Here is a 17584-nt window from a genome sequence, read left to right on the forward strand (position 1 = left end):
ACTGCACTGAAGAAACTGAAAATCGTCACCGTAGTGGGCACGCGCCCTGAAATTATCCGTCTTTCCCGGGTCATGGCCGCATTGGATAAGTATTGCGAGCACGTGCTGGTGCATACCGGTCAGAATTACGACTACGAGTTGAACGAGATTTTCTTCCAGGATTTGGGCATCCGAAAGCCTGACCACTTCTTGAATGCTGCCGGGAGCACCGGCGCGGAGACCATCGGCAATGTGATCATCGCGGTAGACCGGGTACTGGCTACCATTGAGCCTGAAGCCTTGCTGGTACTGGGTGATACAAACAGTTGCATGGCCGTTATCCCCGCCAAGCGACGCAAGATTCCCACGTTCCATATGGAAGCCGGAAACCGTTGCTTTGATATGCGCGTGCCCGAAGAAATCAATCGGCGCATCGTTGATCACACGGCAGACATAAATCTGACCTACAGCACCATCGCCCGAGATTACTTGCTGGGTGAGGGGTTGCCTGCCGATCGTGTCATAAAGACTGGCAGCCCTATGTTTGAAGTGCTCAACCATTATCGCGAGAGCATCGAGGCGTCGGACGTCCTGAAGCGACTTGGCTTGGAGGCGGGCAAGTTCTTTGTGGTCAGTGCGCACCGCGAAGAGAACGTTGACTCGGATAAGAACTTCCTCAAGTTGGTCGAGGTGCTCAATACCGTGGCCAGTACGTTTGGTCAGCCCGTTATTGTCTCTACCCATCCGCGCACTCAAAAGCGTGTTGATGCCATGGGCATCGTATTTCATGAAAATGTCCGACTGCTCAAGCCCTTGGGATTCATGGACTACAACAAGCTGCAACTCGAGTCGCGTGCGGTCTTGTCCGACAGTGGCACCATCAATGAAGAGTCGTCGATTCTCAACTTCCCAGCCTTGAACCTGCGCGAAGCTCATGAGCGTCCAGAGGGGATGGAAGAAGCGGCTGTGATGATGGTGGGGCTGGAAGTCGGGCGAGTCCTGCAAGGACTGAATATTCTCCAGACGCAACTCTCGGGTAGCGAGCGCAGCCTTCGTCTGGTCGCGGACTACAGCATGCCTAATGTTTCCGAAAAAGTAGCCAGGATCGTGCACAGTTATACCGACTACGTAAACCGTGTCGTTTGGAAGCGGTATTGAGTCGAGTCGTGGATATGCCTGAGAGCAAGCTGAATATTTTGGTGGTCACGCAATACTTCTGGCCAGAAAACATGCGCATCAACGATCTGGTGCGTGACTTCACCGAAAAAGGACATTCGGTCACGGTGCTCACCGGGGTGCCTAATTATCCGGAAGGTAATGTGTTCGAGGCCTACAAGTCAGCGCCTGAGCAGTTCACCGAGTACCATGGCGCCCGCATTGTCCGGGTGCCCATGATCCCGCGCGGTAAACGCAGCATCCAGTTGATCCTCAACTACCTGAGTTTTTTTTCCAGTGCTTCGACCGTTGGTGCCTACGCTTTGCGGGGACGTACTTTCGATGCCGTATTCGTCTACGCAGTTTCCCCCATCATGGCGGCTATTCCTGCATTGGTGATCGGTCGCCTGAAAAAAGCCCCCGTGTTTATTTGGGTTCTGGATTTGTGGCCGGAAACACTGAGGGCGGTTGGTGTACTGAAAAAACCGGCGTTGCTATCGATGGTCGGTCGAATGGTGTCTTGGATCTATAATCGCGCCGACTACCTTTTGCTGCAATCGAATGGTTTTCTCGAAAACGTCAAAGGCTATTGTACTCGGCCCATAGACCCGCAACGCTTGGTCTACTTCCCCAGCTGGGCTGAAGACGATTTCTCTGCGACTTCGGATTATTCGAGCTCGATACTTGCACGCGACGAGTCGGTATTTACCGTGGTGTTCGCTGGCAATCTGGGCGAGGCCCAGGATTTTCCTGCCGTACTGGATGCTGCGGAGCAACTGCGTGGGAAAGTCGCCGTACGTTGGGCCATCGTGGGTGATGGCCGGATGAGCCAGTGGCTGAGTCAACAGGTAAGTGCGCGAGGTTTGGATAACGTCCTGCTCTTGGGCAGGCATCCGTTGGAGGCCATGCCGGCCTTGTTTGCCAATGCGGATGCTCTGTTGGTTTCACTGAAGACCAATGATGTGTTTGAAAAAACCATTCCCGGCAAAGTCCAGGCTTACCTGGCCTCGGGCAGGCCTCTGCTGGGCATGATCAATGGCGAAGCCGCGCGTGTAATCAATGAGTCCGGTGCAGGATTTACGTGTGCATCCGGTGATGCAGATGGCTTGGCACGTATCACTGAGACCCTGGCGGATTTTGCGCCATCCCAACGCAAGATCATGGGGGAGAGCGGTCGTGAATATTACCTCCAGCACTACTCCAAGCAGCGCTTGCTGGCGCGTTTGGAGGATATCTTCAGAAAAGCCACGCTACGCAAGGTAAACCACTGATGCAGAAAAGTATTCTTGTGACCGGAGCGAGCGGGTTTGTCGGTGGAGCGGTACTTACACGGTTGGAAGGGGACGCAGAAAAATCCGTGATCGCAGTGGTTCGTGGTGACCAGCATTTATCAGGTCCTATCAGCACTGTGCGGATCGAGTCATTTTCCGCGCAAACCCAATGGCAGTTGCATCTGGCCAAGGTGGATACAGTCATTCATTGCGCTGCTCGTGTGCACGTGATGAACGATACGGAGGCTGATCCGCTGGCTGTCTTTCGGCAGGTCAACGTGGAAGGTACGCTCAATTTTGCAAGGCAGGCGGCTGAAACCGGTGTTCGTCGATTTGTTTTCATCAGCTCCATCAAAGTGAATGGGGAGGGTACGACGCCCGGCTCTCCTTACACTGCCGACGATACCCCCGCGCCGGCGGACCCGTACGGCATATCCAAGCAAGAAGCCGAGCAAGGCCTGCGAGAAGTGGCGCAGGCGACAGGAATGGAAGTGGTCATCATCCGGCCTGTCCTGGTATACGGGCCTGGCGTGAAGGCTAATTTCTTGAACATGATGCGTTGGTTGGACAAAGGCGTGCCTTTGCCATTCGGCGCCATCGATAATCGGCGCAGTCTGGTGAGCATCGATAATCTGGTCGACCTCATCGTCACGTGTATTGATCACCCTGCGGCGGCGAACCAGACCTTCTTGGTCAGTGACGGGGAGGATCTGTCGACCACGGCGTTGCTCAGCCGGATGGCCGGTGCGCTGGGTAAACCTGCCCGGTTGATTCCTGTTCCCAGCTGGATACTCGAGCGCGGCGCCAGCATGCTGGGCAGAAAAGCACTGTCCCAGCGCCTGTGTGGTTCGCTGCAGGTCAATATCGAGAAGACCCGTACTCTTTTGAATTGGAACCCTCCCGTGAGTGTCGATGAGGCATTGGCCAACACCGCACGGCATTTCAGGATGAATCAAGCTAAATGATGTACTTCTGGTTGTTTGCCTCTGTCGCGGTGGCTTCGCTGCTCATGACCGCCGGGCTGCGGCGCTATGCTTTGGCGCGTAGCATCATCGATATTCCGAATGCACGTAGCTCCCACAGTATTCCTACACCCCGGGGCGGGGGCGTCGCCATTGTCGTGGCGTTCCTGCTGACATTGCCCTTGCTGGGTCAGCTGGGTCTGGCGCCGCTTCACTACCTGGTCGCGTTGGGCGGGGCAGGTGCGCTGGTCGCTATCGTGGGGTTCATGGATGACCATGGACACATTGCGGCGCGGTGGCGATTGCTCGGGCATTTCAGCGCCGCTGTCTGGGCGTTGGGATGGCTTGAAGGCTTGGCGCCGCTGAACCTGTTTGGTGTCAGTGTCGATCTATCCTGGATAGGGCATGCCCTGGCTGCCTTTTATCTTGTCTGGATTCTCAACCTGTACAACTTCATGGACGGTATTGACGGTATTGCCAGCATAGAGGCGGTGTCGGCCTGCCTGAGCGCGAGTGCCCTCTACGTACTGTCGGGTTTCACAGACTTGATCTGGCCTCCGTTGATCTTGGCCGCCGCGGTGCTGGGCTTTCTGTTTTGGAATTTCCCACCCGCGAAAATTTTTATGGGAGACGCGGGCAGTGGTTTTCTGGGGATCGCGCTTGGGATCATGTCCTTGCAAGCCGCCTGGGTCTCGCCGGCCTTGTTCTGGGCATGGCTGATCCTGCTGGGGGTGTTTATCGTCGACGCGACTGTCACCCTGATTCGGCGGTTTTTGCGGGGTGATAAAGTCTACGAGGCTCATCGTAGTCATGCCTATCAGTTTGCCTCGCGCCGTTATGGTCGCCATCGTCCGGTCACGTTGGCAGTGGCGGCGATCAACGTGCTGTGGCTGTTTCCCCTGGCGTGGTGCGTCGTGGTCCTGAAACTGGATGGGCTGACAGGTGTTGTGTTGGCCTATGTACCCCTTGTTTTATTGGCCTTCAAGTTCAAGGCCGGGCAGTTGGAGGGCGCCTGAATACTCAAGTTAAGTGTGAAATGGCTCATGGAAGGCTGCCGTCGGGCAGCCGGACATAACGAGAATGAACAGGAACAACAAGGTGCTGGAAACATTCATGGATAGACTTCGCGTTGCATTGCTAGGCCTGCCGCGTCGGCAGAAACGCTTGCTTCAGGTCATGACCGATGTGCTGCTGGTCTGGCTCGCCTTGTGGTTGGCGTTCGTGGTGCGCCTTGGCTTTGACGAGATGGTCAATCCGATGACCCACCATCCATGGCTCCTTGTCAGCGCCTCTTTGATTGCTATCCCATTATTCGTTCGTTTTGGCATGTACCGGGCTGTCATGCGCTACTTGGGTAACGATGCCTTGATCGCGATCATTAAGGCGGTCAGCTTGAGCGCGTTGATACTAGCGCTCGTGGTGTATTGGGGGGGCTCTTACATGGCGCCTGTTCCACGTTCAGTCATCTTCAATTATTGGTGGCTCAGCCTGGTGATGATTGGCGGTTTGAGATTGTTCATGCGCCAGTATTTCATGGGTGATTGGTTCATTCCCTCCAGTCATATGCCCTTTGTCAATCGTAATGCCAGTCTTACCAAAGTGGCGATCTACGGAGCCGGCGCCGCCGGTAACCAACTAGCAGTGGCCTTGCGCATTGGGCGAGATATGCAACCGGTGGCTTTCATTGACGACGATGCCAGTATCGCTAATCGAATGATTTCTGGTCTGCAGGTGTTCAAACCCAAGCATATCCAGAAGATGATTGAACTCACCGGGGCTCAAGAAGTGTTGCTGGCCGTTCCTTCGGCGAGTCGTGCACGGCGCCGGGAAATCCTCGGGTATTTGGAAGGTTATCCCCTGCATGTACGCAGTGTGCCGGGTTTCATGGATCTGGCCAGTGGTCGTGTGAAAGTCGACGATATCCAGGAGGTAGATATTGCCGACTTATTGGGTCGAGACGCGGTGCCTGCGCAACCCGAGCTTCTGTCACGTTGTATTCGAGGCAAAGTCGTTTTGGTCACGGGAGCGGGTGGGTCGATCGGCTCTGAACTCTGTCGTCAGATTCTCGCCCTGCAGCCGTCCACTTTGCTGTTGTTCGATCACAGCGAGTTCAATCTCTACAGTATCTTGAGCGAACTGGAAGAGACCATCGTCCGACAATCGATCCCGGTGACGTTGTTGCCGATTCTGGGATCGGTGCGTAATGCGTCTAAATTATTCGACGTCATGAATTCCTGGAGCGTCGAGACGGTGTATCACGCAGCAGCCTATAAGCATGTGCCCCTCGTGGAGCACAATATCGCCGAAGGTATGCTCAACAATGTCATCGGTACGTTGAACACCGCGCAAGCTGCGTTGAAGGCTCAGGTCCAGAACTTCGTGCTCATTTCCACGGACAAGGCCGTGCGTCCGACCAATGTCATGGGCAGCACCAAGCGCCTGGCAGAAATGGTTTTGCAAGCCCTGAGTCAAGAGCTCGCGCCGGTCCTATTCGCAGACAGCGGTAATGTGGCCCGGGTCAATAAGACCCGTTTTGTCATGGTGCGCTTTGGTAATGTGCTGGGGTCGTCCGGCTCAGTTATTCCGCGTTTCCGGCAGCAGATCAAATCCGGGGGGCCCATCACTGTTACGCATCCCAATATCACCCGCTATTTCATGACAATCCCGGAAGCTGCGCAGTTGGTGATTCAGGCGGGGTCGATGGGACGAGGCGGCGATGTGTTTGTGCTGGATATGGGGGAGCCGGTGAAAATCGCCGAGTTGGCTGAGAAAATGGTCCACCTGTCTGGCTTGAATGTGTGCTCCGAGAAGAATGTGCACGGTGATATTGCGATTGAGTTCACGGGGTTGCGGCCGGGTGAGAAGCTCTATGAGGAACTGTTGATCGGTGACAACGTGGTTGCGACCCAACACCCCATGATCATGAGCGCCGATGAAGACCATCTGCCGTGGGAGCAACTCAAGGCTAGACTGGATGAGTTGATGGTCGCCGTTACCCAGGATGAATATTCACGGGTTCGCATGCTGCTACGCGAAACCGTAAGCGGGTACACGCCCGAAGGAGAGATTGTCGATTGGATATTCCAGCAACGGCGCTTAATTCCAAAACACAAGGATTATTGAAGGAGCACTTAAGCTTCCTATTGGTGCTTGAGTAAGTCTAATCTGAGTGGCGGCGTAGGTTCGTTTTCAAATGATCGTTTTTACTAAGCGATGTCTAACGCTGCTACGTACAATAGAAAATGGATTCAAGGCGGGAATGTCCAAGGTGAGCAAGGGGTTTATGGGTAAGTTAAGAATAGCCCTGTTGGGATTGCCAAGACGCCACAAGCGGGCGATACAAGTGGCAACAGATATTGTCCTTGTCTGGATCGCCCTCTGGCTGGCGTTCGTCGTTCGTCTGGGCGTCGAAGCATTGGCCAGCCCAATTGCGACCCATTTGTGGCTTTTCGGCTCTGCACCGCTGGTCGCCATTCCCATTTTCATCCGCTTTGGCATGTATCGCGCGGTCATGCGGTATTTTGGTAACGACGCGCTGATCACGATTTGCAAGGCGGTCAGCCTTTCGGCCTTGTTGCTGGCCCTGGTGGTGTATTGGTACAGCAACCATAAAACAGTGGTGCCACGCTCCATCATTTTCAACTATTGGTGGTTGAGCCTGATCATGATTGGCGGTTTGCGCCTGATGATGCGGCAATACTTCCTGGGGGACTGGTTTACCGCGGCCCAGCATGTGCCCTTCACCAACCGTGACGACGGCCTACCCAAGGTTGCTATTTATGGTGCCGGGGCCGCAGGTAACCAGCTCGTGGCCGCCCTGCGAATGGGGCGAGTGATGCGCCCGGTCGCGTTCATCGATGATGACAACAGCATCGCTGACCGTGTGATCGCCGGGTTGCAGGTCTACGAGCCCAGGCATATCCAAAAGATGATCGACACAACCGGCGCACAGGAAGTTTTGCTGGCCGTGCCTTCCTCATCACGTGGGCGCCGTCGAGAGATCTTGACGCTGCTTGAAGGCTTCCCCCTGCATGTTCGCAGCGTCCCTGGGTTCATGGATCTCGCCAGTGGCCGGGTCAAGGTCGATGACATCCAGGAAGTGGACATCGCCGACCTTCTAGGACGCGATCCGGTTCCCGCACAACCTGACCTGCTGGAGCATTGCATCACTGGCCAGTCGGTCCTGGTCACTGGGGCCGGTGGTTCGATCGGCTCCGAGCTTTGCCGGCAAATCCTGGCGCTGAAGCCGACTACACTGCTGCTATACGAGCATAGCGAATTCAATCTCTATAGCATTCTGTCCGAGCTTGAGCCTCGGGTGATTCGGGAATCGTTGTCGGTTCGGTTGCTGCCTATCCTTGGATCGGTACGAGACCAAGACAAACTGCTGGACGTAATGAAGACCTGGAATGTCGACACGGTCTATCACGCCGCCGCTTATAAGCATGTCCCGATGGTCGAGCACAATATCGCTGAAGGCATCCTGAACAATGTGATCGGCACGTTGAACACAGCACAGGCTGCGTTGCAGGCAGGTGTATCGAACTTCGTGCTGATCTCTACGGATAAGGCGGTGCGTCCGACCAATGTGATGGGCAGCACCAAGCGGCTTGCAGAGCTGACCTTGCAGGCCCTAAGCCGCGAACTAGCCCCCGTGTTATTCGGCGATAAGGCCAACGTCTCAAGGGTCAATAAAACCCGTTTCACTATGGTCCGCTTTGGCAACGTGTTGGGGTCATCCGGTTCGGTTATTCCTCTGTTTCATAAACAGATCAAATCCGGCGGGCCGTTGACCGTCACGCACCCAAAGATCACACGTTACTTCATGACCATTCCCGAGGCCGCTCAGTTGGTGATTCAGGCGGGTTCCATGGGCTTGGGCGGAGACGTTTTTGTGCTGGATATGGGCGAGCCGGTAAAGATTGTCGAGCTGGCGGAAAAAATGATTCGGTTGTCCGGACTGAGTGTCCGTTCGGAAAAGAACCCCCACGGCGACATTTCAATCGAGTTCACCGGCCTGCGTCCAGGCGAGAAACTTTACGAAGAGTTGCTGATTGGCGACAACGTCGTCGCGACCCAGCACCCAATGATCATGAGTGCCAACGAAGACCATCTGTCTTGGGACGCTCTCAAGATCAAGTTGGCCGAGTTGCTGACCGCTATTGAGCACGATGACTACACCAGGGTCCGCCAGCTGCTTCGGGACACCGTCAGTGGTTACGCTCCGGACGGCGAGATTGTCGACTGGATCTACCAGCAACGCCGTCTCGAACCCTGATTGTTACATACGCTGTAACGTACACATTTTTGACAGCGAAGCATCATCGCCTAAGTTTGAGAGGCAGCTTCGGAAAAGCTGCTTCTCTCTTAACGATGTCATGGAGCGTCATTTATGCGTACAGGCTACTTCTACTCTTTGATTTTTGCCCTTCTGACCAGCGCCTCGATTGCTACCATCGCCGCCCCAGCGGTTAAACCCGAGTATGCCGCTACGCCGCAGGCCGTGGAGCAGCCAGCCAAAACACAGAGCGCCAGGGTGGATTTGAACGGGGCGGATGCTGCAACGCTGCAGCGCGAGTTGACAGGGATAGGCAAGGGTAAGGCTGAGGCGATTGTTGCGTATCGGGAGAGTAATGGGCCGTTCTCCTCGGTGGAGGAGTTGCTGGAGGTCAAGGGAATCGGCAAAGCGATTCTCGACAAAAATCGTGACAAGCTTGAAGTGAATTGAGTGTTTGCTTGAAGAAGGGCCGGTCGAACTGACCGGCCTTTCACTGTCTGGCCGGAGAAAATACCGGCCGAATGCGGAAGGTGTCCCTTTATAAGCGATTAGTATCCAATAGCATCTGAAAACATCCGAAATTTCTGCGTGGATGTTTACTTCCAGAGAACTACGGGTGCCATTCTGTCAGCTTAATCTCTCCGTTCAGGTTTTTCGTCACGCTGAGTATTGCAGAGTTTCCGGGTATGCCAACTTTATCAAAAGCGGAAGGATAGGCTTGTTGTAAAGACTGTAGTCCGTTCCCAATGAATACGTAGTGGAAGTTACCCAGTGCACGAATGAACTGTTCCTTAGACCAATTACAAGTTGTAGTGTCTCCCGGATAAAGAGGTGGGCCGAATGAGAAGCATCCACCCGTTTGAGTAGTCCGAGGCGTCAGTTCGTAACGCAAAATCCAGTATTCCAACCCTACATACGAAGGTTTATCAGCCTGCCAGATGACCAAGACGCTAACACGTGGATAGGTTTTATCTACAAAAGGATGTATCAGTGGTGAAATTAATGCATCGCGAGTGGGGAAGTACTCGGGGCCGCCCGCCCACAAGTATGACTGGATACTGTTTCGCCCTAATAACGCGCTCGGAATAATCAAAGCTAAACATAACCCTATGCTGATTGTTTTTTGACTCTTGGAGCGAAGTGGAAGAGTTGCCACACCCGCCAATAGCATGAAGGCCATCCCCAAGGCATACGAGCCAAAGTAACGCTCAAAAGATGTTAGTACGCGGCCTTCATAATCACTGAATCCATAAAGATAATATAGAAGCATTAAGCCGCAGTATAAAATGCCACCCGTGGCAAGACCAAGAGTTAGCAACCCAAACGTATATCGATCGACCTTGTTGGCTTGCATTACAGAAATAATGAATCCAATCAGCAACAAGGCAAGAACCAGTTTGCCGGGAGCATTCCAGTGAGTCCGGAGCATTTTCTCAACCGAGTCCCGGGTAGAAACGTGTGCATCTGAAACAGTCTTTTTTTCTATGCCAAGCATGCGGTCTGAGAAGGTTGATAGTATCGCCTGCTCTCTCTCAGTCGAGCAGCAATGTGACGCTTCCTTAACCATACCCATTAGGGAAATGCCAGCAAGTGAACGATTAAGTGATTGAGACTTTACATGTCCAGCCCACAACTGACTGACAGTGACGGGAATGACTATGCAAAGGAGGATAATCTTCCATATGCGACTAATACCGGAAAAATCGAAGAGAGCAGTACGCGTTCTAAACCAATGAGCGAAAATAATTAAAGCTATCGCAGCTACTGCAAAACTTACTCCTGAATCTTTCGTCAATACCAAAAAGCCAAAAATTGGGGGCAAGGCTACCCAGGCTTTAGGATTGTCACGTGTAACCCAATATACTGCTAATATTGAGCCAAACAGCGCACCAACCATTTGGTCAATCAAGATACTTGACCAGCCCTGCCCCATTAGCACAATTACCAAAAATGTTAGAGTAGCTAACAGCAGGGCATGAATCCGAGAGGATAAGTTAGACGCCGCGACCGCTGGCATGGCCGCAAACATCAGTATTGTAGCGTGAGACAGTATCGCTACATTTTCATAGAATCCGGTAAAGCGCACGAAAAAATAACCGAGATACGCAGTGCCTGGTGGGTAGTCCTGAAAATAGAGCCTATATCCTTGATTCTTTAGGTCAAGCGCGGTGTTAGTGAATTCAAGCAGCTTGATGATTGTTCCCCAATGGGAAAACATATCCCAGCTTACAAATTTTGAGTTCCAGTTAAAATCTATAAGAAGTGCCAGCGCCAAGCCAATAGATCCGCCTCCGACCAAAAATAGTTGGGACGCCGTAAAGCCATGAAGTTTGATGTAACGAACACTTTCAGCGAGCAGGAGCATCACGCCCAGCAACATCAAAAAAAGGCTGACAGGGCGTAATAATGAAATAAAATCCGATAAAAAAAGTACGAGAACTATCGTACTAACAATCGAAATCGGAGCAATACTCCATCCTATAATATTGCGTCGTACGAGTGCCGCAGCATAACCAAAAATCGAAAGTAAAGGAAAAATAATCAACCACGACATCACACCATATCCTTCTGGGTATTTGTAATGTTTGACACGACCTTCGACCTATGTGCGAGTGCTGGATGTACAGCGCGCTTCGGCACTGCGAGCATGTCATAGTTGAAGAATGCAAGAAAAAATTGAAGCCCTGCTAGTGTTGGCAGGGCCGCCAACATAACGGCTCCTGCCGATGCAGGGACACCTTCCTGTGCTGATAAATACCAGCGTGTGGAACCGTAAATAGCACCAAACGACATTAGAACCAAGCCAGCAATAAATTCAAGTGTTGCCAGAGAGAAGTCACGTAGTATGTAGCGATAAAGGAATCGCTTGGCTGCATTCCTGCAATGTTTGAATAAAAACTCTGGAATGATTTTTCTAATGTTTAGATTGCTTTCTTCGTCTGCATAATGGGCAAGCATTGGAAGGTCATAAACGACCGCTCCCTGAAGCCCCAAACGAAATAACAAATCCGTTTCAAAAAAATAGCGCCGACTGATTTTATGGAAATGAAGATGTTTGGCAACTTCAGAGTGGATGGCGGTATAGCCATTAGTTGGGTCAAATAAATGCCAGTATCCCGTGGATAATTTGGTGAAAAAAGACAGTACGGCATTTCCGAATAAGCGAATAAAAGGCATGCCAATCAACGATTCGGGATCAAAAAAACGATTTCCTTTCACGTAGTCTGCGTCGCCCGCAATAATGGGGGAGATAAAACTTGGTATCAAGGCCGGATCCATTTGGCCATCACCATCTACTTTTACGAAAATATCGTGACCGTCATTAATAGCAGCGCTGTAGCCCGCCATCACGGCGCCACCAACGCCTAAATTGACACTATTATAGAGAACATTAACGCGGGGATCGCTGCACTCATTTTTTACATGGTCGCCGGTGCCTTCGGGGCAGCAGTCATCAACCACATAAATAGCACAAACTTCAGGGCCGATTCGGCTTAACAGATCCAGAATGTGTTTTCGGGTTTTATAGCACGGGATGACTACCGCAACGCTTTCTGATATGTATGTGTTATTGATCATGAAGAAACCTAATCATCCAGAACTAGAGATATGAAATATGTATGTGTGGACATTGTATTTGTGTCCTAACGGGGCCAAACATACTTGAAAATCTCATAATTTGGAGTTGTGGATGGCAGCTCTAAATCTTTAAAGAATGCATTGCCCTCGCGCACATGGGCTCCGGTCCTTTTTGCATGCAAAGCAAACTCACTAAATAGCGGGATGGACCTATTTGCAATGTCAAGGGTCGTATTTGAATCCGCCGTCGCCCAGTATGAAAATTGATAAAATAGTCTAGTTGGTTGCCGTTCATCAACTTCAATTGCAAATGCTGGCGAGCCGCCAATCCTTGCTTCTTGTAAGCAGGCGGCGGCGTTTTGACACGCTTCGGCTGTCGAAAAAAAAGCATGCCCATCATTTGTCATACATTGTTCAACACGTGTTGGCTGTAAACCAATTCGCTGTAAAAAGCCTAAAGGGTTTATTTGCCTGTAGCAATAAAGCGCATCTTGATTGACGTTTTTTTGTGTGAATGCATTAAGCACAAGTACTCGTTGGGTCGTGTTGTCATTCAATAGTATGCCAAGAATTCGATTCAGGAATTCGAATACTGCGCGAGAGTCTTCGTCGATTTGATTGACGTTTTTCCAGTCATGATGTTGAAAGTGCGCGATGAGATTCAAAAAAACAAAGCTCACGTCGGGGTTGTGTTTTTTTCTCAATTTTACGAACAGTCTTGTCGACAGTAATTCAAAAGCACCAAACAAAAAGCAAGTATTAAATTTGGAGCCGCGCATTTGACGAAGTAGGAATACAAGGTCTCTGCTTAACATGCTAAATGGCAGCTGCTTGAAAATAGTGATCAATGTGGTGAAGGCGGCTTTAGCCGCTTGAATATATGATAAATCCATGTAGTTTTTTGAATAGTACACGGGTAACGCAAAGAAGCCTGCAACTGCTTTAGGATAGGGAGTTTCGGTGAAATTCCATGGGTCGGTGGTAAAAAAATGATTTAGCCGAGCGCCATTACGCCGAGCGTTCATTACCCCCCATACGCCGGTGCTGATTCCTTCCTCTCCCAAACGCTCCCAAATTTGTGGATGTTGAAGCTTATCGACATCCCCGAGTCGAATTACTTTGTGGTTCGCGGAAGGTTGTTCGGTATGTATCGATACCCATTGGCACCAAGGATCAAGCCCCTCGTGCTCTTTGTCGTGATCGGCTTGTGTTTCGCAATGAGACCAATTTAGAACCGACTGTACATGCTCCAGCCCGAAACGTTCAGCTGCTTGCTGCAGAAGTCCGACATTGAATTCATTAAGTTCGATAACTAATGTACGCTTCATCGCATCAACCCCCATCCTTAAGAGATACTACTACGTGCAAAAGAGGCTAAGGAAATACCCGCCATAATGAGTAAAGAAGATCCGATATTGATCCAGTCGAATTTTTCCGCGAAAAATAATGCGCCCGCTATCGGAACTAATAGAAAAGTGATCGACATGAGCGGATAGGCTTGCGAAAGCGGGACATGCCGCAGTACGTAAATCCAAACCAACGAAGATATACCATACACTGAAAATGCTAAAAGCAACCAAGATAATGTACGAATGGCGAGTAGTCCAGATTCGTTCCAGGAACTACTTGCTACTTTCATGAGTATTTGGCCGGCGGCAACTGCAACTGCACAACCGATGCAGACTAAAATATTAGTTTGATTCATGTCTGATATTGCGCCCCAATTAAAATTTTGATGGCCAGTATTTGTGTTTTGTTTAACGTCAAGGCCATATATATAGGCGATGCTGCGTAGGTTTAATTGCCATTTAAGCGAGCGCCTTTATTATCTGGTCTTTAAGTTTTTATGAGTGGCTAGCTAATTACATCCATGTCGATTGTAAACATGCATGTTAGTCTTTTTTTCAAATTGAGGCCACCCCCTATGGGGGCATGCGTTTAAATTTGGCAGAGGGATTTCTGCGGGAGAATCGTTTGCAAAGGTCAGCCCGTTGCTGGATGGAAGCTACATCAGCAATTGGGATTGTCAGGTGACAAGACACAACGGTGAATGCTGAAGGTCCTTACCTTGGGTAGGATTGCCCCTTGATCACGCGAACCCGTTGACTGTCAGTTGGAGCTGTGCCGCAATCGATAAGGCGCATGGGGTTGCTCCATGCCTCGTATGGCACGTTTGCAGTGGAATGAGCGGTTTTTGGCGAACTCATGGGGGCGATGTCCCCTTCATGAGAGCTACGCAAGCATCTTTCAACTCGCTTCGCAGTATGCAGTAGTTCTATATATATGAATCTGTATGGGGTCAGGTGACTCCCATTTCTATCGCGACCGACTCACCCCCTGATCAAGGACCCACCCCATGCACAAAAACTACCCAGCCGCCTACCAAGTCAGCAAAGGCTCGGCTCTGCAAGTGGACAAACCCTTCTACGACCGCATCCGCACCCAGCAGGACAAGCGCACCCTGATCGAACAGTTCGAGGTCCCCATCCGTACCGGCCGCGCTTGGCACGTACCCGCCGGGCATGTGTTCCGCGTTACGGCTCCGGTGGGCCCGCAGGTGGGGGACTTCAACGTGTGGAATGCCCACGATCCACGGGAACGCCTGTGGGCTGCGCGCACGCGTCAGCTGCAGGGCGCTCATGTCAGCACTCATGATCGGTTGTGGTCGAACCTGCCATTCTTGCGTCCATTGGTGACCATTACCGATGACAGTCTGGCCGATTATGGCATCGACGAGCATGGTGGACGATTGCACGACCTGCTGGGGACGCGCTGTGATCCGTACGTGAACAGGATGCTGACCGGCGAGGATTTTCACCATCACTGCCACTCGAACCTGACCCGTGCGGTATTACCCCATGGGCTGACCGAGTTCGATGTGCACGATGTGCTGAATATTTTCCAATGTACTGGGCTCAATCATGATGACATGTACTTCATGAAGGCCTGTCCGGCGAAGAAGGGCGATTATTTGGAGTTCTTTGCCGAGATCGATTTGCTGTGTGCCTTGTCCACTTGCCCCGGCGGCGATCTGTCGCTGGCGATGTGGGGGCCGGATGCGCAGGATCCCCTCAGTGTCTGTCGTCCGTTGGGGGTGGAGATCTATCGATTGGAGGATTCATTGCTGTCGGGCTGGAGCCAGCCTGAGCGGGCGGCGTACAAGGGGTTGCATGGCTTGCAGATTGCCAAGGCGGATTGGGAGCAGTGATGTAGCAAGCTCTGGCTTTTTGTGGCGAGGGAGCTTGCTCCCGCTGGGCTGCGTAGCAGCCCCAATAGCCCAAACCCGATTAGCCTGACACTCCGCGCCAGCAGATTCAGGGCCGCTTTGCGCCCCAGCGGGAGCAAGCTCCCTCGCCACAAAGCGTCATGCAATCAGGACTGTAGCGGCTCAACGATCCTTGGCCTCCTTCGCATCCATCTCGGCATTGCGCTCGGCAACACGCTTGCGTTGTTCATCCGTCAGTTCGACCTTGTGGGCGGTGTCGCGCAGCATCATCAAGCCACCCACGATCGAGCCGATTGCAACAATCAGAATTAACCAGGCGTACCAGGGCATAGGGTTCTCCTTGAGGGGGCGATGGACGACGAACGTTTCGCCTGTCCACCGCACCTACCACTTATGAGCGAAGGTTGTTCGCAGTGGTTCCATATTACGCCCGTTGTGCCGGGTTCACCTCAAAGCCCGGTGAGCATCGCATCGGCCGGGGCATCGGCGCGCAGTTGTGCGGTCAGCACAAAGTACAAGAAGCCTACCGCCATGAAACCGAGGAAGATCAGCCCGATCAGCGCATTGAACCAGGCCATCGCTACCAGGCACACCACTGCCAGTACCAGGGCGATACCCGGGATGATCGGATAGCCCGGCGCGCGGAAGGTGCGTTCCAGGTTGGGTTCGGTTTTACGCAGTTTGAACAGGCTGAGCATGCTCATGATGTACATGACGATCGCGCCGAACACCGCCATGGTGATCATGGCGGCGGTCAGGGTCATGCCGCCGAGGTTGATCAGGCCGTCGCTGTAGATCGCCGCGATGCCGATCAGGCCGCCGGCGATGATGGCCCGGTGCGGGGTCTGGAAGCGTGAGAGTTTGGCCAGGGAGGCGGGCAGGTAGCCGGCGCGGGCGAGGGCGAAGAACTGGCGCGAGTAGCCGAGGATGATGCCGTGGAAGCTTGCCACCAGGCCGAACAGGCCGATCCACACCAGCATGTGCAACCAGCCGGAGCTTTCGCCGACTACGGTTTTCATGGCTTGGGGCAGCGGGTCGTTGATGTTGGACAGGGTGCGCCAGTCGCCCACGCCACCGGCGAAGAACATCACGCCCATGGCCAGGAACACCAGGGTCAGGATGCCGCTGATGTAGGCCTTGGGAATTGTGCGTTTCGGGTCCTTGGCTTCTTCGGCGGCCATGGCCGCGCCCTCGATGGCCAGGAAAAACCAGATGGCGAAGGGGATTGCGGCGAACATCCCGGCGATGGCCGGCGCGCCGAACACATCGGAACCGGCCCAGCCGTTCAAGGCGAAGCTACTGAAGCTGAACGCCGGGGCGACTACGCCCATGAACACCAGCAGTTCGGCCACCGCCAGCACGCAGACGATCAGTTCGAAGGTCGCCGCCAGTTTTACTCCGAGGATGTTCAGGCCCATGAACACGATATAGGCACCGACCGCTGCGTGTTTCGGGTCCAGGGCCGGGAATTGCACGTTCAGGTAGGCACCGATGGCCAGGGCGATGGCCGGTGGTGCGAAGACGAATTCGATCAGCGTCGCCAGGCCGGCGATCAACCCACCTTTCTCTCCAAAGGCCCGGCGGCTGTAGGCGAATGGTCCGCCAGCGTGGGGGATGGCGGTGGTCAGCTCGGTGAAGCTGAAGATGAAGCAGGTGTACATGGCCGCGACCATGAATGATGTCACCAGAAAGCCCAGCGTTCCGGCAACGCCCCAGCCGTAGCTCCAGCCGAAGTACTCGCCGGAGATCACCAGCCCGACGGCAATGCCCCATAAATGCAGGGTGCCCAGGGTGGGTTTGAGTTGTGTGTTCATCGGTGGCTCCCCCTCGATCCATAGCAAAAGCGCTGGGGTGGGGCAGTGCAGTGGGCGTGCCAGTGTGGCGGCGGTGGTCGTAATGGGTGAAATTGTGTCGTATCGGGGATGTTCGCTGCCTGATGGCTCGATTTTGTGCTCCAGTTCGGAGCGTCAGCGCCGGGGCGGGCCTCATCGCGAGCAGGCTCGCTCCCACATTTGATCTGTTGTGAATAGAGAATTTGCCTCCACTGAAGATCCCCTGTGGGAGCGAGCCTGCTCGCGATGAGGCCCACCCAGCCAATCACCAACCCCTTTTTTACACATTCTTTATCCCCCAA

14 protein-coding genes are annotated in these 17584 nt (G+C 52.9%); 8 read left to right on the forward strand and 6 right to left on the reverse strand.

Features of this window, described 5'->3' with window-relative positions; genetic code table 11:
- Positions 1-6 precede the first annotated feature (6 nt).
- The 7 genes from wecB to MKS85_RS06575 all read left to right on the forward strand — a co-directional run bounded on the left by wecB (position 7) and on the right by MKS85_RS06575 (position 9095).
- Complete coding sequence (wecB, locus tag MKS85_RS06545; RefSeq protein ID WP_188251218.1) at positions 7-1137, forward strand: non-hydrolyzing UDP-N-acetylglucosamine 2-epimerase; 1131 nt, start codon at positions 7-9, stop codon at positions 1135-1137.
- Between the two features lie 14 nt (positions 1138-1151).
- Positions 1152-2405, forward strand: a complete 1254-nt coding sequence (locus MKS85_RS06550) for a glycosyltransferase family 4 protein (RefSeq protein ID WP_188251171.1) — start codon at positions 1152-1154, stop codon at positions 2403-2405.
- Positions 2405-3370, forward strand: a complete 966-nt coding sequence (locus MKS85_RS06555) for an SDR family oxidoreductase (protein WP_188251172.1) — start codon at positions 2405-2407, stop codon at positions 3368-3370. Before MKS85_RS06550 ends, MKS85_RS06555 begins: the two co-directional genes overlap by 1 nt.
- Positions 3367-4383 carry a glycosyltransferase family 4 protein gene (locus tag MKS85_RS06560; RefSeq protein ID WP_188251173.1) on the forward strand — a complete coding sequence of 339 codons (1017 nt, stop codon included), beginning with the start codon at positions 3367-3369 and terminating at the stop codon, positions 4381-4383. The genes MKS85_RS06555 and MKS85_RS06560 overlap by 4 nt, the downstream gene beginning before the upstream one ends.
- Positions 4384-4480: 97 nt before the next feature.
- Positions 4481-6490, forward strand: coding sequence for a nucleoside-diphosphate sugar epimerase/dehydratase (locus MKS85_RS06565; RefSeq protein ID WP_188251219.1), 2010 nt, complete (start codon positions 4481-4483; stop codon positions 6488-6490).
- 160 nt (positions 6491-6650) lie between these two features.
- Positions 6651-8645, forward strand: a complete 1995-nt coding sequence (locus MKS85_RS06570) for a nucleoside-diphosphate sugar epimerase/dehydratase (protein ID WP_188251220.1) — start codon at positions 6651-6653, stop codon at positions 8643-8645.
- A 114-nt stretch (positions 8646-8759) separates the two neighbouring features.
- Positions 8760-9095, forward strand: coding sequence for a ComEA family DNA-binding protein (locus MKS85_RS06575; RefSeq protein ID WP_188251174.1), 336 nt, complete (start codon positions 8760-8762; stop codon positions 9093-9095).
- A gap of 160 nt (positions 9096-9255) precedes the next feature.
- Here MKS85_RS06575 and MKS85_RS06580 read toward each other — a convergent pair whose 3' ends face one another.
- From MKS85_RS06580 to MKS85_RS06595, 4 genes are all read right to left on the reverse strand, one after another.
- Positions 9256-11199: a hypothetical protein gene (locus tag MKS85_RS06580; RefSeq protein WP_188251175.1), complete on the reverse strand. Its 1944-nt coding sequence runs from the start codon at positions 11197-11199 to the stop codon at positions 9256-9258.
- Positions 11199-12224 carry a glycosyltransferase family 2 protein gene (locus MKS85_RS06585; RefSeq protein WP_188251176.1) on the reverse strand — a complete coding sequence of 342 codons (1026 nt, stop codon included), beginning with the start codon at positions 12222-12224 and terminating at the stop codon, positions 11199-11201. The genes MKS85_RS06580 and MKS85_RS06585 overlap by 1 nt, the downstream gene beginning before the upstream one ends.
- Positions 12225-12289: 65 nt before the next feature.
- Positions 12290-13552: a hypothetical protein gene (locus MKS85_RS06590; RefSeq protein WP_188251177.1), complete on the reverse strand. Its 1263-nt coding sequence runs from the start codon at positions 13550-13552 to the stop codon at positions 12290-12292.
- Positions 13553-13569: 17 nt separating this feature from the next.
- Entirely contained in the window at positions 13570-13929 is a 360-nt protein-coding gene (locus MKS85_RS06595; RefSeq protein WP_188251178.1) for an EamA family transporter, read from the reverse strand.
- Between the two features lie 651 nt (positions 13930-14580).
- Between MKS85_RS06595 and MKS85_RS06600 the strand changes: the two genes are divergently transcribed.
- Positions 14581-15432, forward strand: coding sequence for a DUF1989 domain-containing protein (locus MKS85_RS06600; protein WP_188251179.1), 852 nt, complete (start codon positions 14581-14583; stop codon positions 15430-15432).
- Positions 15433-15612: 180 nt separating this feature from the next.
- Here MKS85_RS06600 and MKS85_RS06605 read toward each other — a convergent pair whose 3' ends face one another.
- Both MKS85_RS06605 and eat read right to left on the reverse strand, forming a co-directional pair.
- Positions 15613-15780 carry a DUF2897 family protein gene (locus MKS85_RS06605; protein ID WP_014337248.1) on the reverse strand — a complete coding sequence of 56 codons (168 nt, stop codon included), beginning with the start codon at positions 15778-15780 and terminating at the stop codon, positions 15613-15615.
- Between the two features lie 119 nt (positions 15781-15899).
- Positions 15900-17264, reverse strand: a complete 1365-nt coding sequence (gene eat / locus MKS85_RS06610; protein ID WP_047226332.1) for an ethanolamine permease — start codon at positions 17262-17264, stop codon at positions 15900-15902.
- Between the last annotated feature and the right edge of the window lie 320 nt (positions 17265-17584).

Origin of the sequence: Pseudomonas sp. JL2 (assembly GCF_031570495.1) — a bacterium.
GTDB classification, from domain to species: Bacteria; Pseudomonadota; Gammaproteobacteria; order Pseudomonadales; family Pseudomonadaceae; genus Aquipseudomonas; species Aquipseudomonas rhizophila.

What these genes read in the sequence shown, in the direction of transcription:
- MKS85_RS06570 (WP_188251220.1), top strand. Translation starts at nt 6,651, where the DNA reads ATGGGTAAGTTAAGAATAGCCCTGTTGGGATTGCCAAGACGCCACAAG.
- MKS85_RS06565 (WP_188251219.1), top strand. Translation starts at nt 4,481, where the DNA reads ATGGATAGACTTCGCGTTGCATTGCTAGGCCTGCCGCGTCGGCAGAAA.
- MKS85_RS06595 (WP_188251178.1), bottom strand. Translation starts at nt 13,929, where the DNA reads ATGAATCAAACTAATATTTTAGTCTGCATCGGTTGTGCAGTTGCAGTT.
- MKS85_RS06585 (WP_188251176.1), bottom strand. Translation starts at nt 12,224, where the DNA reads ATGATCAATAACACATACATATCAGAAAGCGTTGCGGTAGTCATCCCG.
- eat (WP_047226332.1), bottom strand. Translation starts at nt 17,264, where the DNA reads ATGAACACACAACTCAAACCCACCCTGGGCACCCTGCATTTATGGGGC.
- MKS85_RS06560 (WP_188251173.1), top strand. Translation starts at nt 3,367, where the DNA reads ATGATGTACTTCTGGTTGTTTGCCTCTGTCGCGGTGGCTTCGCTGCTC.
- MKS85_RS06575 (WP_188251174.1), top strand. Translation starts at nt 8,760, where the DNA reads ATGCGTACAGGCTACTTCTACTCTTTGATTTTTGCCCTTCTGACCAGC.
- MKS85_RS06600 (WP_188251179.1), top strand. Translation starts at nt 14,581, where the DNA reads ATGCACAAAAACTACCCAGCCGCCTACCAAGTCAGCAAAGGCTCGGCT.
- MKS85_RS06605 (WP_014337248.1), bottom strand. Translation starts at nt 15,780, where the DNA reads ATGCCCTGGTACGCCTGGTTAATTCTGATTGTTGCAATCGGCTCGATC.
- MKS85_RS06550 (WP_188251171.1), top strand. Translation starts at nt 1,152, where the DNA reads ATGCCTGAGAGCAAGCTGAATATTTTGGTGGTCACGCAATACTTCTGG.
- MKS85_RS06590 (WP_188251177.1), bottom strand. Translation starts at nt 13,552, where the DNA reads ATGAAGCGTACATTAGTTATCGAACTTAATGAATTCAATGTCGGACTT.
- MKS85_RS06580 (WP_188251175.1), bottom strand. Translation starts at nt 11,199, where the DNA reads ATGTCGTGGTTGATTATTTTTCCTTTACTTTCGATTTTTGGTTATGCT.
- MKS85_RS06555 (WP_188251172.1), top strand. Translation starts at nt 2,405, where the DNA reads ATGCAGAAAAGTATTCTTGTGACCGGAGCGAGCGGGTTTGTCGGTGGA.